The sequence below is a fragment of the Pseudorhodobacter wandonensis genome (assembly GCF_001202035.1).
In the GTDB taxonomy this organism is placed as follows: domain Bacteria; phylum Pseudomonadota; class Alphaproteobacteria; order Rhodobacterales; family Rhodobacteraceae; genus Pseudorhodobacter; species Pseudorhodobacter wandonensis.
Genome location: NZ_LGHT01000045.1, coordinates 208,600 through 234,116 on the forward strand (window position 1 = coordinate 208,600; position 25,517 = coordinate 234,116).

Annotated in this window: 23 protein-coding genes and 1 tRNA gene; 13 read left to right on the forward strand and 11 right to left on the reverse strand. The window is 59.7% G+C overall.

The features are described from left to right. The 4 genes from glcF to AKU79_RS18650 all read left to right on the forward strand — a co-directional run bounded on the left by glcF (position 1) and on the right by AKU79_RS18650 (position 3,685). On the forward strand, positions 1 to 1,290 hold the full coding sequence (glcF, locus tag AKU79_RS18635; protein ID WP_050525088.1) for a glycolate oxidase subunit GlcF: 1,290 nt from the start codon (positions 1 to 3) through the stop codon (positions 1,288 to 1,290). Positions 1,291 to 1,380: 90 nt separating this feature from the next. Next, positions 1,381 to 2,205, forward strand: coding sequence for a trypsin-like serine peptidase (locus AKU79_RS18640; RefSeq protein WP_050525123.1), 825 nt, complete (start codon positions 1,381 to 1,383; stop codon positions 2,203 to 2,205). Continuing rightward, entirely contained in the window at positions 2,202 to 3,041 is an 840-nt protein-coding gene (locus tag AKU79_RS18645; RefSeq protein ID WP_050525089.1) for a trypsin-like serine peptidase, read from the forward strand. Before AKU79_RS18640 ends, AKU79_RS18645 begins: the two co-directional genes overlap by 4 nt. Before the next feature lie 149 nt (positions 3,042 to 3,190). Continuing rightward, positions 3,191 to 3,685, forward strand: coding sequence for an Hsp20 family protein (locus AKU79_RS18650; RefSeq protein ID WP_050525124.1), 495 nt, complete (start codon positions 3,191 to 3,193; stop codon positions 3,683 to 3,685). Between the two features lie 45 nt (positions 3,686 to 3,730). Here AKU79_RS18650 and AKU79_RS18655 read toward each other — a convergent pair whose 3' ends face one another. From AKU79_RS18655 to AKU79_RS18665, 3 genes are read right to left on the reverse strand one after another with little or no spacing between them, the layout of a single operon-like run. Beyond that, positions 3,731 to 5,290 (reverse strand): 5-guanidino-2-oxopentanoate decarboxylase, encoded by a 1,560-nt coding sequence (locus tag AKU79_RS18655; protein WP_050525090.1) that lies wholly within the window; start codon positions 5,288 to 5,290, stop codon positions 3,731 to 3,733. Next, positions 5,287 to 6,465, reverse strand: a complete 1,179-nt coding sequence (locus AKU79_RS18660; protein WP_050525091.1) for a pyridoxal phosphate-dependent aminotransferase — start codon at positions 6,463 to 6,465, stop codon at positions 5,287 to 5,289. The genes AKU79_RS18655 and AKU79_RS18660 overlap by 4 nt, the downstream gene beginning before the upstream one ends. A gap of 1 nt (position 6,466) precedes the next feature. Next, positions 6,467 to 7,108 carry a TetR/AcrR family transcriptional regulator gene (locus AKU79_RS18665; protein WP_082224129.1) on the reverse strand — a complete coding sequence of 214 codons (642 nt, stop codon included), beginning with the start codon at positions 7,106 to 7,108 and terminating at the stop codon, positions 6,467 to 6,469. Between the two features lie 90 nt (positions 7,109 to 7,198). Here AKU79_RS18665 and AKU79_RS18670 point away from each other — a divergent pair, with 90 nt between their 5' ends. The 4 genes from AKU79_RS18670 to AKU79_RS18685 all read left to right on the forward strand — a co-directional run bounded on the left by AKU79_RS18670 (position 7,199) and on the right by AKU79_RS18685 (position 10,342). After that, positions 7,199 to 7,987, forward strand: a complete 789-nt coding sequence (locus AKU79_RS18670) for an ABC transporter ATP-binding protein (RefSeq protein ID WP_050525093.1) — start codon at positions 7,199 to 7,201, stop codon at positions 7,985 to 7,987. Between the two features lie 64 nt (positions 7,988 to 8,051). After that, a complete protein-coding gene (locus AKU79_RS18675) occupies positions 8,052 to 8,813 on the forward strand; it encodes a transporter substrate-binding domain-containing protein (RefSeq protein ID WP_050525125.1) in 762 nt (253 codons plus the stop codon). A gap of 6 nt (positions 8,814 to 8,819) precedes the next feature. Next, the gene (locus AKU79_RS18680; RefSeq protein WP_050525126.1) at positions 8,820 to 9,560 is read left to right on the forward strand and encodes an ABC transporter permease; all 741 of its coding nucleotides are present in this window, start codon (positions 8,820 to 8,822) and stop codon (positions 9,558 to 9,560) included. Further along, the gene (locus AKU79_RS18685) at positions 9,557 to 10,342 is read left to right on the forward strand and encodes an ABC transporter permease (RefSeq protein ID WP_050525094.1); all 786 of its coding nucleotides are present in this window, start codon (positions 9,557 to 9,559) and stop codon (positions 10,340 to 10,342) included. Before AKU79_RS18680 ends, AKU79_RS18685 begins: the two co-directional genes overlap by 4 nt. A gap of 129 nt (positions 10,343 to 10,471) precedes the next feature. Here AKU79_RS18685 and AKU79_RS18690 read toward each other — a convergent pair whose 3' ends face one another. The 3 genes from AKU79_RS18690 to AKU79_RS18700 all read right to left on the reverse strand — a co-directional run bounded on the left by AKU79_RS18690 (position 10,472) and on the right by AKU79_RS18700 (position 12,280). Next, entirely contained in the window at positions 10,472 to 10,732 is a 261-nt protein-coding gene (locus AKU79_RS18690; protein ID WP_050525095.1) for a DUF6455 family protein, read from the reverse strand. Between the two features lie 87 nt (positions 10,733 to 10,819). After that, positions 10,820 to 11,701, reverse strand: a complete 882-nt coding sequence (locus AKU79_RS18695) for a cation diffusion facilitator family transporter (RefSeq protein WP_050525096.1) — start codon at positions 11,699 to 11,701, stop codon at positions 10,820 to 10,822. Between the two features lie 42 nt (positions 11,702 to 11,743). Beyond that, the gene (locus AKU79_RS18700; protein WP_050525097.1) at positions 11,744 to 12,280 is read right to left on the reverse strand and encodes an SH3 domain-containing protein; all 537 of its coding nucleotides are present in this window, start codon (positions 12,278 to 12,280) and stop codon (positions 11,744 to 11,746) included. Positions 12,281 to 12,434: 154 nt separating this feature from the next. Between AKU79_RS18700 and AKU79_RS18705 the strand changes: the two genes are divergently transcribed. Then, positions 12,435 to 13,421 carry a 2-hydroxyacid dehydrogenase gene (locus tag AKU79_RS18705; protein ID WP_050525098.1) on the forward strand — a complete coding sequence of 329 codons (987 nt, stop codon included), beginning with the start codon at positions 12,435 to 12,437 and terminating at the stop codon, positions 13,419 to 13,421. A gap of 168 nt (positions 13,422 to 13,589) precedes the next feature. Here AKU79_RS18705 and AKU79_RS18710 read toward each other — a convergent pair. Continuing rightward, positions 13,590 to 13,664: transfer RNA gene (locus tag AKU79_RS18710), tRNA-Gly, on the reverse strand. 172 nt (positions 13,665 to 13,836) lie between these two features. On the opposite strand from AKU79_RS18710, the gene AKU79_RS18715 reads away from it, so the two are divergent. After that, positions 13,837 to 14,358 (forward strand): PhnA domain-containing protein, encoded by a 522-nt coding sequence (locus AKU79_RS18715; protein WP_050525127.1) that lies wholly within the window; start codon positions 13,837 to 13,839, stop codon positions 14,356 to 14,358. A gap of 104 nt (positions 14,359 to 14,462) precedes the next feature. Beyond that, positions 14,463 to 14,699: an EF-hand domain-containing protein gene (locus AKU79_RS18720; protein WP_050525099.1), complete on the forward strand. Its 237-nt coding sequence runs from the start codon at positions 14,463 to 14,465 to the stop codon at positions 14,697 to 14,699. A gap of 19 nt (positions 14,700 to 14,718) precedes the next feature. Here AKU79_RS18720 and AKU79_RS18725 read toward each other — a convergent pair whose 3' ends face one another. From AKU79_RS18725 to AKU79_RS18735, 3 genes are all read right to left on the reverse strand, one after another. Then, positions 14,719 to 15,189: a DUF1203 domain-containing protein gene (locus tag AKU79_RS18725; RefSeq protein ID WP_050525100.1), complete on the reverse strand. Its 471-nt coding sequence runs from the start codon at positions 15,187 to 15,189 to the stop codon at positions 14,719 to 14,721. 136 nt (positions 15,190 to 15,325) lie between these two features. Next, positions 15,326 to 18,787 carry a pyruvate carboxylase gene (locus AKU79_RS18730; RefSeq protein ID WP_050525128.1) on the reverse strand — a complete coding sequence of 1,154 codons (3,462 nt, stop codon included), beginning with the start codon at positions 18,785 to 18,787 and terminating at the stop codon, positions 15,326 to 15,328. A 156-nt stretch (positions 18,788 to 18,943) separates the two neighbouring features. Beyond that, positions 18,944 to 20,446 carry an MDR family MFS transporter gene (locus AKU79_RS18735; RefSeq protein ID WP_050525101.1) on the reverse strand — a complete coding sequence of 501 codons (1,503 nt, stop codon included), beginning with the start codon at positions 20,444 to 20,446 and terminating at the stop codon, positions 18,944 to 18,946. A 130-nt stretch (positions 20,447 to 20,576) separates the two neighbouring features. Between AKU79_RS18735 and AKU79_RS18740 the strand changes: the two genes are divergently transcribed. After that, on the forward strand, positions 20,577 to 21,158 hold the full coding sequence (locus AKU79_RS18740) for a MarR family winged helix-turn-helix transcriptional regulator (RefSeq protein ID WP_050525102.1): 582 nt from the start codon (positions 20,577 to 20,579) through the stop codon (positions 21,156 to 21,158). Between the two features lie 56 nt (positions 21,159 to 21,214). Then, positions 21,215 to 23,740 carry an ATP-dependent helicase gene (locus AKU79_RS18745; protein ID WP_050525103.1) on the forward strand — a complete coding sequence of 842 codons (2,526 nt, stop codon included), beginning with the start codon at positions 21,215 to 21,217 and terminating at the stop codon, positions 23,738 to 23,740. 47 nt (positions 23,741 to 23,787) lie between these two features. On the opposite strand, the gene AKU79_RS18750 is transcribed toward AKU79_RS18745, so the two are convergent. Next, positions 23,788 to 24,936, reverse strand: a complete 1,149-nt coding sequence (locus AKU79_RS18750; RefSeq protein WP_050525129.1) for a benzoate/H(+) symporter BenE family transporter — start codon at positions 24,934 to 24,936, stop codon at positions 23,788 to 23,790. Between the last annotated feature and the right edge of the window lie 581 nt (positions 24,937 to 25,517).

Below are 25,517 nucleotides of genomic sequence, written 5' to 3' on the forward strand. Positions count from 1 at the left end.
ATGCAAACTACATTCACCCCCGAACAGCTGAAAGACCCCGCAACCAAACGCGCCAATGAGATATTGCGCACCTGCGTCCACTGCGGGTTTTGCACAGCAACTTGCCCAACCTATCAGGTGTTGGGAGATGAGTTGGATAGCCCGCGCGGCCGGATTTACCTGATCAAGGATATGCTGGAAAAGGGGCGGCCTGCCGATGCCAAAACGGTCAAGCATATTGACCGCTGCTTGTCCTGCCTTGCCTGCATGACCACTTGCCCTAGCGGCGTGCATTACATGCATCTGGTTGATACCGCACGCGAATATATCGAGAAAACCTACAAGCGCCCGTTGATGGACCGCTTGCTGCGTTGGACGCTTGCGCAGATTATCCCGCACCCAACGCGGTTTCGGCTCGCCCTGCTGGGGGCAAAGCTTGGGCGGCCTTTGGCGTTTTTGATGCCTGATGCGCGGCTGCGGGCGATGTTGGAAATGGCCCCGAAAACCATCCCGCCCGTCAGCCGCAACGACGATCCGCAAAGCTTTGCCCCGCAAGGCCCGCGCAAGTTTCGTGTGGCACTGATGACGGGATGCGCGCAAAAGGCGCTGAACACCGATATCAATGACGCGACGATCCGCATTCTGCGCCGTCTTGGCTGCGAAGTGGTGGTTGCCAAGGGGATGGGCTGTTGCGGCGCGCTGACCCATCACATGGGCAAGGCCGACCAATCGCATGCGTCGGCCGCGGCCAATATCAATGCCTGGATGGCCGAGAAACGTGCGGGCGGCCTTGATGCGGTGGTCATCAACACTTCGGGTTGCGGCACGACCGTCAAGGATTACGGCCATATGTTTCGCAATGACCCCCTTGCCGATGATGCGGCGGTGGTTTCGGCCTTGGCGATGGATATTTCCGAATTGCTGGTGAAAATCGGCCTGCCGGAAGGCGCGGATAAGGGGATCAAAGTCGCCTATCACGCGGCCTGCAGCTTGCAGCATGGCCAGCAGATCAAGACCTATCCCAAAGACCTGCTGAAACGCGCCGGATTCACAGTGGTGGAACCCAGCGACAGCCATTTGTGTTGCGGCTCGGCAGGCACCTACAATCTGTTGCAGCCTGAAATCAGCCAGCAACTCAAGGCGCGCAAGGTCAAAACCCTTGAGGCGAAAACCCCCGATATCATCGCCGCCGGCAATATTGGCTGCATGATGCAAATCGGGTCTGGCACGCAAATCCCTATTGTGCACACAGTGGAATTGCTGGATTGGGCAACAGGTGGCCCAAAGCCGACAGCATTGACGAAAGCATGATGCCTTTTGCACAAACGCGGTGCATCATGCCAAAGCCTTAATACGGCCGCAAAGCATCGGTATCGCCAAGGCTGAGGTATGGGAGGTTCGATGGCTTTTCTTGGTATCCTGTCCCGCGCTACTCTGTGCGTGACACTGGTTTTGGCGTTGCAAGCCACGGCGAATGCCCAGGAATCTGCGCTGCGTCGGCTTGATACCGGCGATCAAAGCCGCGGCTGGGATGCCGTGGGCCGCCTGAACATGGGCAAGCGCAGCTTTTGCACCGGCGCGCTGATTGCCCCTGATCTGGTTCTGACGGCTGCGCATTGCCTGTTTGATGCCAAAACCGGTGTGCGTATCAATCCGCAGGAAATAGAGTTCTTGGCCGGCTGGCGCAATGGTCGCGCAGCGGCCTATCGCGGCGTGAAACGGGCGGTGGCGCATCCCGAATATGTCTATGGCGGCGGCAACAAACTGACCCGCGTTTCCTTTGATCTGGCGTTGCTGGAACTGGATCACCCCATTCGCATGGCCTCTATCGCGCCTTTTGATACTGACCTGACACCGCATAAAGGCGATGAGGTCGGCGTGGTTTCCTATGCCAAAGACCGGTCCGAGGCGCCCAGCCTGCAAGAGGTCTGCCATGTCCTGAACCAAGAAGACCAGCTTTTGGTCTTGTCGTGCAATGTTGACTTCGGCTCGTCCGGGGCGCCGATTTTTTCCATCCATAATGGCGTGGCAAGGGTGGTCTCGGTCGTGTCGTCCAAGGCCGATTACGGTGGTGCGCCAGTCGCCCTTGGCACGAATTTGCAAGGCCCGTTGCAGGCCCTCAGGGCGACGCTTGAGGCCGAAAGCAGCCCGTTCCAAAAATCCGACCCCGCATTGCGCACAATGGAAGCCGGTGCAGGCAGCACCGCAAAATTCATAAAACCATGATCGGGCGGCTTGCGCTTTTGCTGTCTCTTGGTTTGGGCCTACCCGCCCAAAGCCAGACTGCAACCACGCTAGAGGCGCTGGGCCGCCGAGATCAGGTTCTGGGGTGGGAGGCCGTGGGCCGTATTGATCTGGCGGCTTCGGCCTTTTGCACAGGCACGTTGATCGCCCCCGACCTTGTGCTAACCGCGGCGCATTGCCTCTATGACAGCCGCAGCAAACAACCTTATGAGCCTTCGCAGATTCAATTCCGCGCGGGTTTGCATGATGATAAATCCATCGCCACGGCCAAAGTGCGCCGCACCGTTGCCCATCCCGCATTTATCCCCTTTGGCGATGTCAGCACCGATAGCATCGCGCATGATGTCGCCTTGATGGAACTGGCCGAGCCTATCCCCGCAGGCCGCGCCGCACCTTTCGCGGTGGCCATTCCGGGTGCAGAGTCCCAAATCAGCGTGGTGTCCTATGCCCGCGACCGCGCAGAAACGTTGTCATGGCAGCGGGCCTGCAGCATCAAAGGCCGTTCCGGCGTGCTTTTGGCCTTTGATTGCGATGTCGATCACGGCTCTTCGGGGGCGCCGGTGTTTGATCTGTCGCAGGGGCGCGCCAGAATCGTCTCGATCATTTCCTCGGGGTACCGTGATGCCGAAGGCGCGATTTCCTATGGCATGCAATTGCCCGATCTGGTTGCCGAACTGAAAACGGCTCTGCGCACGGGCAAAGGTGTGATTTTGGCCAAAGGCGATACACCGCGCGCACAAATCCGCCGGATCGGGGTGAATACGGGCGCAAATGGCACAACGGGCGCACGGTTTGTCAAACCCCGCCAAAACCCGTGAAGCACAGCCGTTTGATGCAAAGCCCTTGAAAACGGCTTTGTCCCTTCCCAAATTTGGTTAACCGGGTGCCTCGTTTGGGCCCGGCCAAACCTAACCGGCCCGTCCAGCGCAAAGGAGGGCCGCTAACGCATCGCTTTACGGAGGATGATATGCGTAACTACGATTTTACCCCGCTTTATCGCGCCACGGTCGGCTTTGACCGCATTGCCGATATGATGGATAGGGCCTTGACCTCAGATGTCACCCAGCCCAGCTACCCGCCTTATAACATTGAAAAAACAGACGAAAATGCGTATCGCATTTCCGTTGCTGTCGCCGGCTTTTCACCTGACGAATTGTCGGTCGAGGTGAAAGAGGCCACGCTGGTCATCGCGGCCCGCAAAACCGATGACGCCAAGCCAGGCCAGTACCTGCACCGTGGCATTGCCACTCGCGCCTTTGAACGCCGCTTTGCACTGGCCGATCACATGCGCGTCACAGGGGCCGTGCATGAACTTGGCATGTTGCATATCGAACTGGTGCGCGAAATGCCCGAGGCATTAAAACCCCGCCGGATAGAGATTGCCCGCCCGCAGGCCAATGCCGTGCCGCCGCAAATCGGCAAATCCAAAACGGTGGATGCACCGGAAACGGTTGAAACCTGATACAAAACGCCTGCGCGACCAAAGGGTTGCGCAGGCGTTTTTCGGTCAATAGGCACGAATTTCTACAAGCCGCGGCCCCGGTTCGGTGACGGCCCCAGCCATAGCCTCTGGTTCGGGCCTGATGCAGGCGTAATCCATTCCACAGGCCGCAGCAAAGGCCTCAAGCCCCAAAGGCGATGGCGTGCAGCCGATCACCTCGGTGTTGGCGGCCCGCATGGCGGCTGCAATCTCGCCATAGCCTGCGTTGTTCCAGACCAGATAGGTGATGTCCAAACCCTCATCCACCGCGACCCGCAATTCGGCAGGCGAGAATTGCAAACCGCCATCGCCGATCAGGCAAAACACCCGCGCATCCGTGGCCAGCGCTGCCCCTACGGCCGCACCGGGGGCAAAGCCGAGTGCGCCGAAACCGGTGGCAGCGTTAAACCAGCCACCCGCGCGGTCGTGGCTATAAAGCAGGTTGCCCGCATACACTGGTTGCGTGCTGTCACCGACCACAATCGCACCCGGCACGGCATTGCGCAGTGCCTCTAGCATGGCAATCTGGTTGGGCATCTCGGCACCCAAATCCGCCACCTCGGCCCGCGCGGCGGCCATCGCGGTTGCCGCCCGTGCCGCACCATCCGACTTGCGCGCGGTCACTTGTGCCGACAGTGCCGCGCAGGCCGCAGCCGCATCGGCCCGCAAGCCGATAGCCAGCGGATGCCGCGCCAGTTGCAGCGGGCACAAATCAATGCGGATCATCCCTTCCATATCTGGCAAGCCGCCGCGCACATACATATCATAATCAGTTGGCCCCAATTCTGTGCCAATCGCCAGCAGCTGATCGGCCCCCGCGATCAGCATCCGTACCGCTTCAAGACTGGGCGAGGCGGCAACTGACAGCGGCCCCGCAATCACACCCCGACCATTCGTGGTTTGCACCACCGGCGCATCCAGCGCCTCGGCCAGCGCCTGCACCGCAGCCCCCGCATGACGCGCGCCGCCGCCTGCCAGAATGACAACTCGCTTGGCGCGGTTCAACAGGCCTGCCGCTTGCTGCACCTGCTCTGGCGCGGGTGGGGCGATGCGAACGGCTATCGGCGCGGCCGCCTCTGCTGCGTGCATGCCCATCACATCGGTCGGCACCTCGATATGCACAGGGCCGGGCCGCCCGCCCAGCATCGCGGCAAAGGCCATGTTCAAACAGCGGTCCAACGTGTCGGGCGATGTCACCTGAAAACTGGGGCAAAGCGCGCGTACCAACCCCGCCTGATCGGGCAATTCATGCAGTAAACCAAGCCCTTGGCCCAAACTGGCCCGCCGGTTCACCCCCGAAATCACCAGCATTGGCACCGAATCGGCCTTGGCCTGCGCCATTGCTGTCAGCGCATTGGTCAGCCCCGGTCCGGTAATCACAAAGGCCACACCCGGCTTGCCCGAAACCCGCGCATACCCATCGGCCATAAAGCCCGCACCCTGTTCGTGGCGCGGCGTCACATGGCGGATGCCAGACCCCGACAACCCGCGATAGAGCTCGATCGTATGCACACCGGGGATGCCGAACACCACATCGACACCCCGCGCACGCAACCCTTCGGTCAGGGCATGTCCAACTGTTTTCATGGCTTGTACTCCGCAGCATATGCCGCAATCCGGCGGCAGGCTTCCTCAATCACTTCGTCGGGCTGGGTCAAACTCAGCCGCAGCCAGCTGCGCAACGCCACACCAAAAGACGCACCCGGCATCACCGCCACGCCTGCGTTTTCCAGCAGCGCCAAGGCGAATGCCTGCCCATCTTCCGCCACCGCGCCCACATCGACCAACGCAAACATCCCCGCATCGGGCAAGTGCACCCGCATCCCCGCCACGCCGTCCAACCGGTCGCGCACCAACTGCGCACGGCGGGCAAAGCGCTGCGCCATACCGGCAGACACGGGCGAGCCATCGGCAATCGCCTGCGCCGTCATATCCGCGATAAAGGGTTGGTTGCCAAACAGCATGGTTTCCGACAGCGGCAGCAGGCGTTTGATAAATTCCTCGGGCCCCACGCACCACCCCGAGCGAAAACCGGGGGCGGCATGGCTTTTGGAAATGCTCGACGCCACAATAACCCGCTCGGCCAGATCGGGCAGATCAAGCGGCGAGGCAAAGGTAACGCCCTCAAACACCAAATCCTCATACACCTCGTCACACAGGATCCACAGGTCATGCGCACGGGCCAAGGCGCCAATTTCGGCAAAGTCCTGTCGCGTCAGCACAGCCCCCGTTGGATTATGCGGCGAATTCAAAAAGATAACGCGGGTGGCGGGGGTGATACGGTCAGCAATATCTGCCGCCCGAATGCGAAAACCCGCATTGGCCAGCAGTGGCACCGGCACCATTTTCGCGCCCGTCGCAGCGACCAACCCTTCATAGGTCGCGTACATCGGGTCGCCAACCAGCACCTCATCCCCCGGCCCAAGCAGGCCCATCAATACCGCGTAAAGCGTGGTCTGCGTGCCGGGAAAGCACATGATCTGACTGGGCGAAATCTCGCGCCCGCGCCGCGCGGTGTAGCGCGCCGCCAAGGCCCGCAACAACCCGGGTTCGCCCTGACCGTTGGAATAGCCGGTGCGCCCCGCCAGCATGGATTTCGCGGCAATCGCCATCAGTTCGGGCGGGGTCGCGACATCCGGCTCGCCGATGGTCAGCTCGATCACCTCTTGCCCGGCGGCCTTTAGCGCCCGCGCCCGCGCATGCACCGCCCATTTCGCCCCGCCAAGCCCTGCCAGACGTTCGGTCACTGCTGCATATCGCATATTACTTATCCTTTTCCGGCATCTGTGCCGCCAAATCCAAACCCAAAATCGCGCCCACGGCTTGCAGGCCAATCTGTTCCAACTCTCCCACCGCAAAGGCATGGGGCAGGGCCGAGCCTTCCAGCCATAGCCCGTCAATCACCGCGTTGCAGGCAATCGCATCGGCCCGCAAACGCGCCCCCACAACCGCGCGCGGCAATTCGGCAATCAAGCCTTGCAGCAGATCGCGATAGTGCAAATAGCCCGCCTCATGCGCCGCCCGCATTTCTTCGTCTTGCCGCATCTGGTGCAGGAAACCCGCCCATAACCCCATCGCGCGGCCGTCAACCACCGGCGCGCGCAGGCTGGCTGCAACAAACAGCGCCAAACGCGCTTCGGGCCGGTCGGGGGCGGTGGCCAGCACCGCAAGGCTGGCTTCGGTCATTCCGTCCATCACTTGGGCATAGGCGGCCCGCATCAATGCCTCTTTGGTGGAAAAATAGTGCCGTATCAGCCCCGGCGTTACACCTGCCTGCTCGGCAATCGCCCGTACCGTGGCTTTGGCAGGCCCGCCATCGGCAACAAGGTCTATCGCCGCGTCAATCAGGGCGCTGCGGCGCGCGTCCTCATTCTGGCGGCTGAATTTGCGGCGATCTCCGGTCACAGGGCTACTTTCTGGGCAGGGCATATAATTATACGCTTGCATAATTACCCGATGGCGGTCTTACTGCAATGAAGAAATGATGATGGCGCGATGATTACTCAAGCAAACCAGACGCAAGCCGATACCCGCCCCGAGGCAATCCATATTGAGGGGCTGCATAAATCCTTTGGCAATCTTGAGGTGCTGAAGGGCGTCAACCTGACCGCGCGCCAAGGCGATGTGGTTGCGATCATCGGCGGTTCGGGGTCTGGCAAATCGACGATGCTGCGCTGTATCAACTTTCTTGAAACCCCCACCTCCGGCCGTATCGTGATTGGCGGCGAAGAGGTGGCGCTGCGTCCTGACGGCCAACCCGCGAACCGCAAACAAATAGAACATCTACGCCAAAGCCTTGGCATGGTTTTCCAACAGTTCAACCTGTGGAGCCATAAAACCGTGCTGGAAAACCTTATCGAGGTGCCTGTCCACGTTCTTGGCACCCCCAAAGCGCAGGCCATTGCGCGCGCCCAAACCCTGCTAGCGCGTGTGGGATTGTCGGAAAAGGCCGATGTTTACCCCGCGTTCATGTCGGGCGGCCAGCAGCAACGCGCCGCCATCGCCCGTGCGCTGGCGATCGAGCCGCGCGCCATGCTGTTTGACGAACCTACCTCGGCGCTTGACCCCGAGCTGGTGGGCGAGGTGCTGGGCGTAATCCGCGATCTGGCTGCCGAAGGGCGCACGATGATTCTGGTGACGCATGAAATGAAATTCGCACGCGAAGTCGCCAGCCACGTCATCTATCTGCACAACGGCGTGATTGAAGAGGAGGGCCCACCCGAAACCCTGTTCGGCAACCCGCAATCCGAACGGCTGAAACAGTTTCTACAAACCGTCGGATAACAACCATCCGGCATAACAATACCGGATAAAATCCGGAGAAAATACCAACAAGGAGATGAAAAATATGAAAAACCTTATGCTTACGACGATTGCCGTCCTGTCACTTGGCACAGCCGCTATGGCCGAAACCATCAAGGTCGGCATTGCGTCGGAACCCTATCCGCCCTTTGCCTCCCCTGACGCCGCCGGTAACTGGGTCGGCTGGGAGGTTGATATGATCGGCGCTGTTTGCAAGGCCGCCGAGCTGGACTGCGTAATTACGCCAGTCGCTTGGGATGGCATCATCCCGTCGCTGACCTCGGGCCAGATTGATGCAATCATGGCGTCGATGTCGATCACGGCTGACCGTATGCAGACGATTGATTTCTCGGATAAATACTACAACACGCCAACCGTTGTCATGACGGCCAAAGGCTCGGGCATCGCGCCCACTGACGAAGGGCTAAAGGGCAAGATCCTTGGCGTTCAGGTTTCAACCGTGCATCAGGATTATGCCCAAACCCATTTCAAGGATGCAGAAATCAAACTGTATCAAACACAGGATGAAGCGAACCAAGACCTCGTGGCCGGCCGCATTGACGCGACCCAGGCCGACAGCATCGCGCTGGATGCGTTCTTGAAAACCGACGCGGGCGCCTGCTGTGAAATCGTTGGCGCGGTTGCGGATGACAAAGATATCCTCGGGCTTGGTGTGGGCGTGGGGCTGCGCAAAGGCGATGATGCCTTGAAAGCAAAATTCAACGCAGCCATCGCAAAGATCGTCGCAGACGGCACCTATGAAAAAGTGTCCGCGCCCTATTTCGCTTCGTCGATCTACGGCGGTTAAACCATGATGGAAACGCTGCTTGATGCGTTTCCAACCCTGGCCCTGCTGGCATGGGAGCCGCCGGGCTGGGGTGCGAACCTGATGCGTGGTCTGGGAAATTCGCTCCAGATCGCGCTCGGGGCCTATGCGCTTGGGCTGCTGATCGGCACCTTTGGGGCGTTTGGCAAATTGCACGGCGGGCCGGTGACCCGTGATCTGCTGGCGATTTACACTACCGTTGTCCGTGCCGTGCCGGAACTGGTGCTGATTCTGATTCTCTATTTCGCGGTGACCGACCTTGTGAACCAAGGCATGGTGGCGATGGGCTATGCGCGGGTGCAGGTTTCGGGTGTGGCGGCAGGGATTGCGGTTCTCGGGGTGGTGCAAGGCGCCTATTCGGTCGAGGTGATCCGCGGTGCGATCATGGCCGTGCCTGCCGGCCAGCTAGAGGCCGCAAAGGCGATGGGTATGCCACCTTTGAAAACCGCGTGGCGCATCACTTTGCCCCTGATGCTGTCAAACGCCATTCCGGGATTGGCCAATCTGTGGCTGATTGCAACCAAAGATACGGCGCTTCTGGCTATCGTCGGCTTTGCCGAGCTGACCTTGCAAACACGGCAGGCGGCGTCTTCGACCAAAGCGTTTCTGACGTTTTTCCTCGCGGCCGGGATTTTGTATTTGCTGGTGACGCTGTTGTCGGGCGTGATTTTTGGCCGGATTGAAAAATGGGCCCGCCGTGGCCAGCGCAACCACGGGGCAGGGCAATGAGCCAGAGCGATACGCCCAAGTTCTGGCAAACCCACCGTATCGTACTCGCGATGTTCGGGGCGGCGATTGTGGTGCTGTGCGTGCTGTTTTTGCGCTGGGACTGGTTGCCCAAATATTTGCCGCTGATCGGCGAAGGCATCTGGCGCACGCTTTGGCTGTTGGCTGTGACCTCGGTGCTGGGGTTTTTGCTGGCGATTCCACTGGGATTGGCGCAGGCGGCTGGCCCGTGGTACCTTGCCGGCCCGGCCCGCGTCTTTTGTACGGTTATTCGCGGCACGCCGCTGCTGCTGCAGCTTTGGCTGTTGTATTATGGGCTTGGATCGCTGTTCCCGCAATTCCCTGCCATTCGCCAGTCCGAGCTCTGGCCCTATTTGCGCCAAGCCTGGCCCTATGCCGTGTTCGCGCTGACCATCAGTTTTGCCGGATATGAAGGCGAGGTGATGCGCGGTGCGTTCAAAGGGGTGGCCGGTGGGCAGCTAGAGGCCGCGCGCGCTATGGGTATGCCGCGTTTGACCATCCTGCGCCGGATCTGGCTGCCACTGGCCATTCAGCGGGCATTACCGACCTTGGGCGGTGAAACCGTGTTGCAGCTAAAGGCCACGCCGCTGGTGGCGACAATCACCGTTGTTGATATCTATGCCGTAGCAAGCCGCGTGCGGCAGGATACGTTTATCGTGTATGAGCCATTGTTGTTGCTGGCAGTGGTTTATATGGTCATCACGGGGCTTATTGTTTTGGCCTTTCGCTGGTTTGAAAACCGTGTTCCATCGCGGGTGGCGTAATGCAGCGGAGCGCGCAGGCGCGCAAGCCATTTATATTGCCCTGCGGGCGTTGGGGGCGCTGCCCCCAAGCGAGTTTGGCCAAAAGCCAAACTCTGCCCCCGGGATATTTTGACCAAAGAGAATGAAGGGTCAGCTGTTAGAGCAGAGTGTTTTGCCTAGAAAGGTCAGAAGGCGGCAATTTACGCAAAAGCTTGGGGGTGCGGCGATTGTCTCGGGCTGCTCGGAAACAAAGCTCTCACACCGGGCAGGTGCGGCGCAGCTTTCGCAATTTCGGGCCATATTGGCAGCAATATCGTCGGGAAGTTTGCCATCGCGGATAAATTGATCCAGCGGCAGGCCCAACTTGCGCGTCAGTTTATGCAGCAGCAAATCGGAATTTTCGAACCCCATCTTCAACCCCGTTGTTTTGGACTTTGATGAAGTGTTGCATCTCCGGGTTAAAGCTATGTTAAGACACGCAGGATTTCTGTGTATGCTTCAAAGCCTGGCGACATCTTTGTGAATGATCACATCGGTTTGTGGATAGGCGAGCAGGATCGTGCGGCGCAGGCCCGCGCCGATATCATGCGCCTCGCGCAGCGTCAGATCGCCGTCCAGTTCGATATGCAAATGCACGAAAACCTTGCTGCCGGCCATACGGGTTTTCAGGTCATGGAAGCCATGGACCCCTGGCCATTCGCGGGCCAGCGTGGCGATGCCTTCGATCAAGGCAGGGTCTGCTGCGCGGTCCATCAGTGCATCCCACGCGCCTTTGCCGATTTTCAGCGCGCCAATTGCCAGCATCCCTGCGGCGGCCAGCGCCATGATGCTGTCAATCTGGATCAAGCCAAAGCGGCTAGAGGCCCAAAGCGAGGCAATCGCGCCGAGGTTGGGCAAAAGGTCGCCCAGATAATGCAGCCGGTCGGCCTTGACCACCTTGTTGCCGGTTAGCCGTGCCACGCGGGTTTGCCAGACGATCAGTGCCAGCGTCAGCAAAATCGACAGTACCATTGCCAGAATGCCCACGCCTTCGGCCATCAGCCGTTCGGGCCGTGCCGTGATCAAGCGCGATACGGCAGCCCATGTGATAACCCCTGCCGAGATCAGGATGAACAGCGATTGCCCCAAGGCGGCAAGGTCTTCGGCTGAATTATGACCGAAGACATGGTCTTCATCCGGCGGGCGCGCGGCATAGAAAATGGCGGCCATTGCGCCAAGGCTGACCATCAGGTCCATTGCGCTATCGGCCAATGACGCCGCCACGGACAGCGCACCGGTTTCCCCCAGCGCCCAGAGTTTCAGCGCAACCAAAAGCCCCGCGACCAGCACCGATGCGAGGCCCGCCGACAGGTTTAGGCGTGTTGGGTTTTGCGCGGGCATCCTATGCCTTTCCCGGCCAATGCCGAAGGGTGAGCGGGGCGATTATTCGAAACTCTCCTCGGGGTCTACCCCCCAAAAGTCGGTTTTCGGGGCCCAGCCTTTTTCGCCGTTGATGTTCAATCGGCACCAATCGGGTTTGCATTCCAAAACCCGCCCGATCACGCCCGCCTCGGCGCGCAACACCACGGGGGCATCGGGCAAGGGGACCGAGTGTAAATCCAGCATGGCGGCAGTGACCAGAATGCTCCGCGTGCCAGATAGCAAGGAATAATGCACCCAGCCGCCGACGCCTTCGGCATCCTCGATCCGCCGCCAGTTTTCATATTCTGCCGTCACCCGCAGCGGCATACCCGCCCGGCTGAACACCCAATCGATACGATGCGTCAGGCCGGGCCCGCGCCGGGCATTGCCCTCGTTGGTCTTTAGCGACACATAGCGCGGCAGCGGCAGGTTGGTGACTGCCCCACGCGACAAATCATCCGTATCGTCGGCGGGCATGTCTTGCGCCGCCGCCATCCCTGCCACTAAAGCAACCAGCCCCATTGCCATTGCTGCCGTTCTTGCCACCGATACCTGCATTTACCTGTCCGCCCGTCATATTGCGATCACGGCATTCTGCCGCGACTAACCGTCTTTGTTGCCCATCCATCGCGTTCGGGGGCTTGTACCTCGCCCCGCTTACCGTCACTTTGCCATTAATGAGGAAGATTTGAAAGTGAATCGGGGAGTTTTCATGCCTGCACCACGCCTTAGTGTTGTTGTGACACGCCGCCTGCCGGAAACGGTTGAAACGCGCATGAAGGAGCTGTTCGATGTGCAGCTGCGCGATCCTGATACCCGCATGAGCCGCGAAGAGCTGGCCGCCGCCATGCGCGGGGCTGATGTTCTGGTGCCTTGTGTGACGGACCAGATCGATGCGAACTTGCTGGCCCAAGCAGGTGATAAGCTGAAACTGATCGCCAATTACGGGGCAGGGATTGACCATATCGATGTGGCCACCGCCCGCCAGCGCGGTATCCTTGTGTCGAACACGCCGGGTGTGGTTACAGATGATACTGCTGATATGACGCTGGCGCTGATCCTTGCCGTCACCCGTAAAATCCCCGAAGGGCTTGCCGAAATGCAGGCCGGCCGATGGCAGGGGTGGTCGCCGATGGCGCATCTTGGCGGGCGCATCGGCGGGCGGCGGCTTGGTATTCTGGGCATGGGCCGCATTGGTCAGGCGGTGGCGCGTCGCGCAGCGGCCTTTGGCATGCAGATCCACTATCACAACCGCAAACGCCTGCGCCCCGAAATCGAACAGGCGCTTGATGCGACCTATTGGGAAAGCCTTGACCAGATGGTCAGCCGGATGGATGTGATCTCGATCAACTGCCCGCACACGCCTTCGACCTTTCATCTGATGAACGCGCGGCGGCTAAAGTTGCTTAAACCCACTGCGGTGATCGTGAACACCTCTCGCGGCGAGGTGATCGATGAAAACGCCCTGACACGAGGCTTGCGCGCAGGTGAAATCGCAGGTGCCGGCCTTGACGTGTTTGAACATGGGCATGAGGTAAACCCCCGCCTGCGCGAACTGCCAAATGTCGTGCTGTTGCCGCATATGGGGTCGGCCACCGTCGAAGGCCGCGCCGAAATGGGCGAGAAAGTCATCATCAATATCAAGACCTTCGCCGATGGCCACCGCCCGCCAGATCAGGTTGTGCCAGGGATGCTGTAAGGCCTTGCCTTGCGCCGTTGCGGCAGGTTTCGCAGCGGCACAAATCCGGATGAAGGCCAGATGAATGGTAGCGTTTTCCGCGATTGGTGCCCGTTCAAATTGGCCCTGAAAACCGAAAAGGCCCCCAAGAATGGAGGCCTTTATCGCGGTTTTCGCATTTTACCAAAATGGAGCGGGCGAGGCGATTCGAACGCCCGACCCTAACCTTGGCAAGGTTATGCTCTACCCCTGAGCTACGCCCGCACCGTTTTGGTGAAGCAGGATGTATAAACACCGCGCCGCCTCTGCAAGAGGGAAAATGCGGCTTTTCAATTTTTTTTGCTGTTTTTTGCACCACACGCCGCCTGGCCTGGGGGCCATTGCCAAAACCGCAGCCGCCGCCTATGCCATACCAAAGCGGATAGGAGCCGGTGCAATGACTTTGGATGATCTTCTGGCCCGCAGTGGCGGTGTGTGCGAATTTTGCGGCGCGAATGAACGGCTGGCCGGGGTCGAGGTGGCGCCGCTTGGCCCCATCGTTCTATGTGCTGTGTGTCGCGGTGATCGCCCTGATAGCGCGGGCCACTGGCGTTGCCTCGAAGGGGCGGCATGGTCACAAGAACCGGCTGTGCAATATGCCGTCTGGCGCCGCCTGCGGTCTTTGGATGAGGCATGGGCCACCGAGGCCCGCGATGCCATGATGCTGCTGCCCGAAGTTCAGGCCGTGGTTGATGCTCCCGCAGCAGTTGAACACCGTGACAGCAACGGCGCAGTGCTGGCTGCGGGCGATACTGTGGTGCTGATCAAGGATCTGCCGGTCAAAGGTGGCGGTTTTACCGCCAAGCGGGGCACAGCCGTGCGCAGTATTTCGCTGGTTGCTGACAACGCCGCCCATATCGAAGGCCGCGTCGAAGGTCAGCGGATCGTCATCTTGACGGAATTTGTGAAAAAGAAATAATACGCTGTTGCTGTTGCGCCTGACGGGGTTTCCCATGCGCCACAATATTGACAAGGCACCGGCTTAGGTCTGTGCCTTCGCCGAACGGTTTAGGAGATTGAACCATGAAGACTTCGATTTTTGGCCTGACCGCGCTTTTGGTCTTGGCGGCCGCGCAAGCACAGGCGCAGGCCATGGCAGTCGACAGTGACGGCAGTGGCGGCTATTCCATGGCCGAGCTTGCAGTCGCCTTTCCAACCATCACAGATGAAAACTTCCGCGCGGCCGATACCAACCATAACGGTGAGATCAGCATGGAAGAACTGGCCGCAGCAGTCGAATCCGGCAAGATCCCATCCTAAGCGTTGCCTGCCGTTGATATCAGGCCACCCGCGTAACCCGCGCGGCATAGCAGCCGGGCTTGGCATAGTGCAGATGTGCGTAGCTGACAGCAGGATCGGCAAACGCCGCCATTAGCGCCTGCGCCAGAGCGGTGCCCTGCACCACATCCGCGTTGACCATCATATGGTTCTGGTCAAACAACCGCAGTGAAATAAGCCGTGACTGAATGGCCAAAGGCACCTCATTCACGGCGGGTTTGGCCTCGGCCACGCCTTGGCGCACAAAGATCGCATGGCTGGCCTGATAGGGGCTTTGCGCGCTCTGGTGCTGATAGTTCAGCAGCAGCACGGTTTCACCGATCTCGGCATCGGCAAGGCTGATGCGGCAGGGTGTGCCGGGGCATTCCGTCACGACCACACGGCAGGCATTGCGCTGCGCCAGCTCATCATCGGGCAAAGCAAACAGCGCCGAAAAGTCTTGGGCGGGCAAAGCGTGGATCTGAAAGCGCATGGCAAACTCCGTTTGAATGAAGCCCCGTTTCTAAAGGCTTGCCCGCCAATCCGGCGACCCGTTTCTTGCGGGTTCCTGTGCGCATGAAAAAGGGCGCGCAGGGTGAACCGCGCGCCCCTATCTATCTGGGCCGGTTTTATTCCAGCTCGATCAGCAAATCCTTGGCGTCGATCTGCATACCAGGCGTCACATGCACCGCTTTGACCACTGCGGCGCGGTCTGCATGCAGGCCGGTTTCCATCTTCATTGCCTCAATCGTCAGCAACAAATCACCCGCATTCACCTTTTGGCCAACCGTCACCCCAACGCTGGCAATCGAGCCCGGCATCGGCGCGCCGATATGGGCCGAGTTGCCATCTTCGGCCTTGGGTTTGGCTGCGGTTTTGGCCTTGATCGCACGGTTCGGCACGCGGATCACGCGCGGCTGGCCGTTCAATTCAAAGAACACTTTTACGTTGCCGTCATCGGCCACTTCGCTGACCGCTTGCAGGCGGATTTCCAGCGTCTTGCCGTGGTCAATCTCGGCGCTGATTTCCTCACCTGCGTCCATCCCGTAAAAGAAGGTCCGCGTGGGCAAAGTGCGTACAGGGCCATATAGGCGGTGACGGGTGCGGTAATCCATGAACACCTTGGGGTACATCAGATACCCGTTCAGGTCTTCCTCATCCACGGTTTCCTCATCCGGTTCCTCGGCGCCTTTGGCCAGATCGGCGGCGAGTTTGGCGCGCACACTGTCAAAATCAACGGGCGGCAGATGGGCACCGGGGCGCTCGGTATTGGCAGGCTCGCCTTTCAGCACCTTTTTCAAGATACCTTCTGGCCAGCCACCATGCGGTTGCCCAAGGTTGCCCTTTAGCATGTCGATCACGGAATCGGGGAAGACCACGTCAACCTTGGGGTCTTCGACCTGCGCGCGGTTCAAACCTTGCGCCACCATCATCAAGGCCATATCGCCGACCACTTTGGACGATGGCGTTACCTTTACAATGTCACCAAACATCTGGTTCACATCGGCATAGGTCTGCGCCACCTCATGCCAGCGTTCCTCGAGGCCCAATGAGCGCGCTTGCGCCTTCAGGTTGGTAAACTGGCCGCCGGGCATTTCGTGCAGGTATACTTCAGAAGCAGGCGCCTGCAGGCCGGATTCGAACGCGGCATAATGCGCGCGCACGCCTTCCCAATAGTTGGAAATCTCGCGGATCGCGCCAATATCAAGGCCGGTATCGCGGTCGGTATGGCGCAACGCCTCGACAATCGTGCCAAGTGTGGCCTGCGAGGTGTTGCCCGACAGCGCATCCATCGCGCAATCCACCGCATCCACACCTGCCTCGGCAGCGGCCAGAATCGTCGCACAGGCAATCCCTGCCGTGTCATGCGTGTGGAAGTGGATCGGCAAACCGACCTCCTCTTTCAGCGCCTTAACCAGCACACGGGCAGCGGCTGGTTTCAACAGGCCAGCCATATCTTTCAGGCCCAGAATATGCGCGCCGCCGGCCTTCAATTCCTTACCCATAGCGACATAGTATTTCAGGTTATACTTGGCGCGGTCGGGGTTCAGCATATCGCCGGTATAGCAAATCGTGCCTTCGCAGACCTTATTCGCCTCAACCACCGCATCCATCGCGACGCGCATGTTTTCGACCCAGTTCAGGCTGTCAAACACGCGGAACACATCAACGCCGGTTTCAGCGGCCTGTTTCACAAAGGCCTGCACCACGTTGTCAGGATAGTTGGTATAGCCCACGCCGTTGCTGGCACGCAGCAGCATTTGCGTCATCACATTCGGCATGGCGGCGCGGATGTCGCGCAGGCGCTGCCACGGGCATTCCTGCAAGAAACGGTAGGCCACGTCAAACGTCGCCCCACCCCAGCATTCAACGCTGAACAGCCCGCCAAGGTTCGCCGCATAGGCCGGTGCCACGCGGATCATATCGACCGAGCGCATACGCGTCGCCAGCAGCGATTGGTGGCCATCGCGCATCGTGGTGTCGGTGATCAGCAGTTTCGACTGCGCTTTCATCCAGTCGGCCACAGCCTGCGGGCCTTTTTGTTCCAGCAGGTTGCGCGTGCCCATCTGCGGCTCGGCACGCAGGGCAGGCGGCTTTGGCACCCGAATATCGGCAGCAGGCAGTGGGCGACCGGCGGTTTCAGGATGCCCGTTCACCGTAATATCAGCGATATAGGTCAGGATTTTCGTCGCACGGTCGCGGCGCTTTTTAAAATCCATCAGCTCGGGCGTCGTGTCGATGAACTTGGTGGTATAGGTGTCATCCAGAAATGTCGGATGCTTCAGCAGGTTTTCTACGAATGCGATGTTGGTCGAAACCCCGCGAATACGAAACTCGCGCAGCGCGCGGTCCATCCGCGCAATCGCCTTTTCGGGGGTCTGCGCCCACGCAGTTACTTTCACCAACAAGCTGTCATAATAGCGCGTGATCACGCCGCCCGCATAGGCGGTGCCACCATCAAGGCGAATGCCCATACCCGTGGCCGAACGATACGCCGTCAAACGGCCATAGTCGGGGATAAAGTTGTTCTGCGGGTCTTCGGTTGTCACGCGGCATTGCAGCGCATGGCCCGACAGTTTCACATCGGCTTGCGATGCTGCACCTGTGGCCTCGGCCAGCGTCTTGCCCTCGGCAATACGGATTTGCGCCTGCACAATGTCAATGCCGGTGACTTCTTCGGTGACGGTATGTTCCACCTGAACGCGCGGGTTCACCTCGATGAAATAGAACTTGTCGTCGTTCATATCCATCAGGAATTCAACAGTGCCTGCACATTCATAGCCGACATGGGCGCAGATCTTGCGGCCCAATTCGCACACTTCGGCGCGCTGCGCATCGGTCAGATAAGGGGCAGGGGCACGTTCAACCACCTTTTGGTTGCGGCGCTGGACCGAGCAGTCACGCTCATAAAGGTGGTAAATCTCGCCATGCTTGTCGCCCAGAATCTGCACCTCAACGTGGCGGGCGCGGGTGATCATCTTTTCCAGAAAACCCTCGCCATTGCCAAAGGCGGCTTCGGCCTCGCGCCGACCTTCGCGCACTTTATCGGCCAGTTCGGATTCGGACGCGATCGGGCGCATCCCGCGGCCACCACCGCCCCAAGACGCCTTGAGCATCAGCGGATAGCCAACCTCGGCGGCCTGCGCCTTGATCACCGCCATGTCATCGCCCAGCACATCGGTCGCCGGAATAACCGGCACGCCGGCCTCAACCGCCACACGGCGGGCGCTGGCCTTGTCGCCCAGTGCGCGCATGGTTTCGGCTTTGGGGCCGATAAAGGTAATCCCCGCCGCATCGCAAGCATCAACAAAATCAGGGTTTTCCGACAACAAACCATAGCCGGGGTGAATGGCATCTGCCCCCGACATCTTCGCCACGCGAATAATCTCGGGGATGCTCAGATAGGCCCCAACCGGCGACAGGCCTTCGCCAATCCGGTAGGCCTCGTCGGCCTTGAACCGGTGCAGGCCCAGCTTGTCCTCTTCGGCGTAAACCGCAACGGTCTTTTTGCCCATCTCATTGGCGGCGCGCATCACGCGGATGGCTATCTCGCCCCGGTTTGCAATCAGAATTTTGCGGAATTCGGCCATGTCGGTCACTCCCATAGAATAAGTTTGGGCGCACTTTAGGCGCGCCGCACCGCAGCGCAATAGACCCTTTGCATTTTTTTGAAACATTTATGAAAGAAATCGGGTAAAACGGGCGATTTTCCCGTTTTACCCTGTTTGCGCAACCAATCGCCCGAATTATTCGCCTTTTGGAACCATCCGGTTTGTCAGCGGCACCTCGGCCAACAGCAGCGAAAAGCCGAAAGCCAGCAATGCCATCGTGGCCGTGACCCAGAAAATCGGGTTGATCGCGGTGACAATCGCACTGGCCACAGTTTCTTGTAGGGCAGGGGACAGCGTGGCCATAATCCGCGGGCCAATCTCGCCCCCCAGCTCGGTCGCCTTATCCCCCAACACATCGGCCATGCGCGCCGAGAAAACCGCGCCAAACACCGCCACAGCAAGCGACCCGCCAATTTGGCGAAACATCACACTCGCCGCCGTGGCCGTACCCAGTTGCGCGCGCGGTACCGCATTTTGCACAGCCGTCATCACCACAGGGAAAATGCACCCCAGCCCAAGGCCCAGAACCGCAATCGAGGCGCCAAAGGCCAGCGTGCCGGTACCACGGTCAATCTGCGTCAGCAGCAGGCTGCCCAGCAGCGCCAGAACCGTGCCGATCATCGGCAAAATCCGGTAGCGCCCGGTGCGGCCCATAAACTGCCCTGCGCCGGTCGAGGCAACCACGATCCCCGCCGTCATCGGCACCAGCATCAACCCCGAAGCTGTGGGGCTGATCCCTTTGGCAATCTGCAAATACAGCGGCAAAAACGTCACCGCCCCGAACAAAACCGCCCCAACGACAAAGCCGATGATGCTGGTGAAAACAAAAACATTCTGCTTGAACAAGGACAGCGGCAAAATTGGCTCGGCCGCGCGGCGCTCAATGGCGATGAATGACACCGTGGACAGAACGCAAAGCGCAATCAACCCCAAGGCAGGCGCCGAACCCCAGCCAAAACTGCGCCCGCCAAGGCTGGTCATCAGCGTCAAGCTGCCCAATGCCAGCGTAAGTGTGGCAGCCCCCGCCCAGTCAATCCGGTGTTTTGCGCGGTTGCCTGTGGGCGAAAACCCGATCGCAAACCCCGCCACCGCCAAGGCCCCCAACGGCAGGTTGATAAAGAAAATCCAGTGCCAGCTTAGCGCATCAACAAACCAACCGCCCAAAAGCGGCCCCAAAACCGAAGACAGCGAGAACACCGCCGCAAACACGCCTTGAATTTTACCCCGATCCCGCGGCGGAATCACATCGCCAATCACCGACAGCGCCAGCACAAACAGCCCGCCACCCCCAAGGCCCTGCAAAGCCCGCGCCACAATCAAAAACTCCATCGATTGCGCGATGCCGCACAGCGTAGACCCGATCAAAAACAGCCCGACCGACACAAAAACCATCGCCCGCCGCCCGTATAAATCCCCCAGCTTGCCATACAAAGGCGCGGCAATGGTCGAGGCCAGAATATACGCCGTCACCACCCAAGACAGATGCTCCAACCCGCCCAGATCGGCAACGATCGTCGGCAGCGCGGTCGAAACAATCGTCTGGTCCAAAGCGGCCAGCAGCAACAGCACGGCAACCGAGCCAATCACCAGCTTGATCGATTGGGTCTCGGGTGGGGGCGGGGAAAGGGTTTTGGCCATGAGGCACTCCGTTTGGTCACTATGTCGCAGGTGACAATCCGCTATGCCTATCACAGATATATGTCAACCGCACATAAATGTGAAAGGCAGGCAGTTGACAGGCCTATGCGAATGGCGCAATGCGATGCCCATGGAAGATCCGAAAACCAACTTGCCCCAATCTTACCAAGACCGCGTGCTGCCGCATCTGCGTGCCGCAGGCCTGTCGAATGATGTCGCCGACGCGTTGCTGGTGCTCGAGGCCGAGCAATTCCAATACATGCGCCGCATCATGAAAGGCGACGTGCCGCAAAGCCTGATGGAAGAGCTGGACGCAGGGCTAGAGGCCACACAATTCCACGCGCTCTCCGCGATCATGCGCATTCGCAGCGGCTTTGGCCGTACCGAACCAACCGAACCGACCGTGGGCCTGTTGGCCGAGGAACTCTGCCTCGACCCCTCACGCGCCAGCCGTATCGCCGCCGATCTGGTTGACCGGGGCCTGATCTTGCGCGGTGCCAGCCAAAATGATGGTCGCCGCTCGATTCTGGCGCCAACCGAACAGGCCCAAGCGCTGCTGAACGCCTTTCTTGACGCCAAATGGGCCCGCACCCTGCGGCTGTTTGCCGACTGGTCCGATGACGACATTTTTGCATTTTCGCGGCTATTTGCCCGTTATTCCGAAGGGATGCGCCAGCAATACCCCGCGCGCCACGATCCCGTATCAAAATAATGAACAATACAAGAACAGTGCTTCCCCTTTGCGCGATCTGGCGTTAACTTGGGGGCATGAACGGTTTTGATGAAAATGACGCCTTTGAGGCCGCAGCACGCCCCGTGCCGCTTTCGCAACGTGCCATGGCCGCGCGGCCTACGCCCTATCTCGATGATCTGAACCCCGCCCAACGTGCGGCGGTTGAGGCGTTGGATGGCCCTGTTCTGATGCTCGCAGGGGCAGGGACGGGCAAAACCAAGGCGCTGACCAGCCGCATCGTGCATCTGCTAAACACCGCCCGCGCCCGCCCGAATGAGATTTTGGCCGTGACCTTCACCAACAAGGCCGCCCGCGAAATGAAACTGCGGGTGGCCAAGCTGATGGGCGGCTCGGATGCGGGCCTCGCGTGGATGGGCACGTTCCACTCGATCTCGGTGAAAATCCTGCGCCGCCATGCCGAATTGGCGGGGTTGAAATCGAATTTCACCATTCTGGATACCGACGACCAACTGCGCCTGCTAAAGCAACTTGTGGCCGCCAACGAGATTGACGAAAAACGCTGGCCGCCCAAGATGTTGGCGGGCATCATTGATGCGTGGAAAAACCGCGCCTGGACACCCGAAAAGGTGCCCGCGTCCGAGGCCGCCGCCTATAACAACCGCGGGACCGAACTGTACCAGCAATATCAAGAACGTCTGCGCACCCTGAACGCCACCGATTTTGGCGATTTGCTGCTGCATTGCGTGACCATCTTTCAGGCCCACCCCGATATTTTGCAGCAATATCAACGCTGGTTCAAATATATCCTTGTCGATGAATACCAAGATACCAACGTGGCCCAATACCTGTGGCTGCGCCTGCTGGCCCAATCGCATAAAAACATCTGCTGCGTCGGCGATGATGACCAGTCGATCTATGGCTGGCGCGGGGCCGAGGTGGGCAACATTCTGCGGTTCGAAAAAGATTTCCCCGGCGCTGAGGTTGTGCGGCTCGAACAAAACTATCGCTCGACCCCCCATATCCTTGCGGCCGCATCATCCGTGATCGCGGGCAACGCGGGCCGTTTGGGTAAAACCCTGTGGACCGAGGCTGAAACGGGCGAGAAAGTCCGCCTGATCGGCCATTGGGATGGTGAGGAAGAGGCGCGCTGGATCGGTGATGAGTTAATCTCACTCAACAATGGGGAATCATCAATTGCGAGGCGTCGCCATAATGTTCGTTCGGTTACTGTGGCTCAGGAAGCTGAGCGTATCGCAAAGAACGGTAAGCGCTCAACAGACCCTGAAAGTGACATTTACAACTTAAACCTGCAGCGAGCAAATGTGTTAGGTTCTGCGGGACTCGATAACATTCCAGTTCCTAAATCCTTTTCGCTTGATGATATGGTAATTCTGGTCCGCGCGTCGCACCAGATGCGTGCCTTTGAAGACCGCTTTCTGACCATCGGCTTGCCCTACCGCGTGATCGGCGGCCCGCGCTTTTATGAACGCTTGGAAATTCGCGACGCGATGTCCTATTTCCGGCTTGCGGTTTCGCCCGATGATGACTTGGCCTTTGAGCGGGTGATCAACACCCCCAAGCGCGGGCTTGGTGACAAGGCCCAGCAAAACATTCAACGCGTGGCGCGGGCAGGGGGCATGCGCCTGCTGGATGGCGCACGCGATTTGCTGGCCGATGGCGACATCGGCGGCAAAGGCGCAGGCCAGTTGCGCGCGTTTTGCGATGGCATGGCCCGCTGGCATCAGGCGACGCTAAAACCCGATTACAACCATGTCGAACTTGCCGAGACGATCTTGGAAGAGTCCGGCTATACGGCAATGTGGCAAAACGATAAATCTCCCGAGGCCGCAGGGCGGTTGGAAAACCTGAAAGAACTGGTCAAGGCGCTGGACAATTTCGACAACCTGCAAGGGTTTTTGGAACATGTCAGCCTGATTATGGAAAATGAAACCGAAGAACAGGGCGCCAAAGTCAGCATCATGACGCTGCACGCCGCCAAAGGCCTTGAATTTCCAGCCGTGTTTTTGCCGGGCTGGGAAGATGGCCTGTTCCCCAGCCAGCGCAGCATGGACGAATCCGGCACCAAGGGGCTAGAGGAAGAGCGCCGCCTCGCCTATGTCGGCATCACGCGGGCCGAGGAAATTTGTACCATTTCCTTTGCCTCCAACCGCCGCGTTTACGGCCAATGGCAAAGCCAGCTGCCCAGCCGGTTCATTGATGAGCTGCCAATAGATCACGTTGATATCCTAACGCCGCCGGGCCTTTACGGCGGCGGATATGGCGCCGCAGCACCCGCGCCGAAAATTGAGGAACGTGCGGCGAAGGCCGATGTCTATAACTCGCCCGGTTGGCGGCGCATGCAAGACCGCAGCGCCCAACGCATGTCGCAACCGCGTGAGGCGAAAGGCACAACCATTGACCTTGCAGCCGTGTCCTCCTTTACGAAAGGCGATCGGGTGTTTCACCAGAAATTCGGCTACGGCACGATTGACGCGATTGAAGGCGATAAACTGGATGTGGCTTTCGATAAGGCTGGATCTAAAAAGGTCGTGGCCGGTTATGTTGTGGCGGCCGATCAGGCGCATGACTTGCCGTTTTGACAGGTGGCAAAGGGTTTTAGGTATTTGGGCCAAGATGAAATCAGGCATCAGCCCTTTTTGGCAAATTGCTCCAATGCATAGATGACCAGGCCGGCAAGCAGCCCCCAAAACGCAGCGCCCACGCCAAAGAATGGCACCGAGGACGCCGTTGTCACCATTGTTGCCAAGCCCGCAAAGCGTTGATCGGCATGGGAAAACGCACCTGTCGCGGCCCCCATCAACGGGCCGAGCAGCGCAAGACCAACCAGCGCCGCAATCAGGGCAGGTGGCAAAGCCCCCAGCACAGGAATGACCAGCGGGCTGAACAGGCCGAGCAGCAGCCACACTCCGCCATAGGCAAGGCCCACGCGCCAACGCTGGCTGTGGTCTGGATGCGTATCTTCGCCCAAACAGATCGCTGCTGTAATCGCCGCCATGCTGATCGTAGAGGCCCCCCAAAGCGCAGACACCATCGACGCAAAGCCTGTGCCAAGCAGTGCAGGTTGCACGGGTGGCGTATAACCCGCTGCCCGCAACACGGCAAAGCCGGGCAGGTTTTGCGAAGCCATGGTCACCAGATACAGCGGCAGGCCAAGCCCGATAAGAACCGAGGCGCGGAACTCGGGGAGGATCAGTGTCGGCTGCGGCAAGCTTGCGGCAAGGGGGGGCAGGGCGGCCAACCCAAGGCCGAACGCAAGGACAATGCCGGTGACCAAAGTCGCCAGAACCGCAAAGGCCGGGCTCTTTAAACGGACCAGAACAAATACCGCCACCATAGGCAGTACAAGCTGTGGCAGGCTTTCAATCGCGCGCGTCACGGGCAAGCAAAACGGCAGCAAAACGCCGGCCAACATGCCGGCGGCGATACCGTCTGGAATACGTTGCACCAACCGCCCCAACGGCCCCCATGCGCCCGTTAGCACCACCAGCCCCGCCGCAAGCACAAAGGCGCCCACTGCCTCGGGCATGGTGATTCCCTCGGTGGCCGCGATCAGCGCCAAGCCGGGCGTAGACCAGGCCAGAACAACCGGTATCCGTGTATAAAAGCTTAAAAAACCGCTGGTCAGACCTTTGGCAATGCAGATCGCAAATACCCAGGATGCGCTTTGCGCGGGGGTAGCCCCAAGCGCGGTGGCCGCAGCAAGCAACAGGGCAATCGTGCTGCCATAGCCGACCAGAGCCGCAACAAGTGCCGACGAAACCATAGATAAACGCATCTCTTTGCCCTTCGCCAACCCGTTCGGGCGGACTATTTCCGCCATCCCGCCAAGCTGCAAGCCGAAAAGACCAAGTCGAAAGTTGAAAAGGAAAGCGGCGGCACTCTGGGAGGAGGTAGAGCGCCGCCGTTCCATCTTGCCCAGGCTCAGAGGGAGGAGGAGCCGGGCATCCGATGTGGGGTGATCAAAAAGACCAACACCCGAAACTTTGTGCAGCGGCCCCCGGGAGGAGGATAGGGACCGCTGCGACTGCCACCCGGCGCAGGGAGGAGGAGAGCGCCGTGTGTCCGCTATGGGGTGATCACATAGACCAACACCCGAAACTTTGTGCAGCGGCCCCCGGGAGGAGGATAGGGACCGCTGCGACTGCCACCCGGCGCAGGGAGGAGGAGAGCGCCGTGTGTCCGCTATGGGGTGATCACATAGACCAACACCCGAAACTTTGTGCAGCGGCCCCCGGGAGGAGGATAGGGACCGCTGCGACTGCCACCCGGCGCAGGGAGGAGGAGAGCGCCGTGTGTCCGCTATGGGGTGATCACAAAGACCAGCACCCGAAACTTTGTGCGGTGACCCCCGGGAGG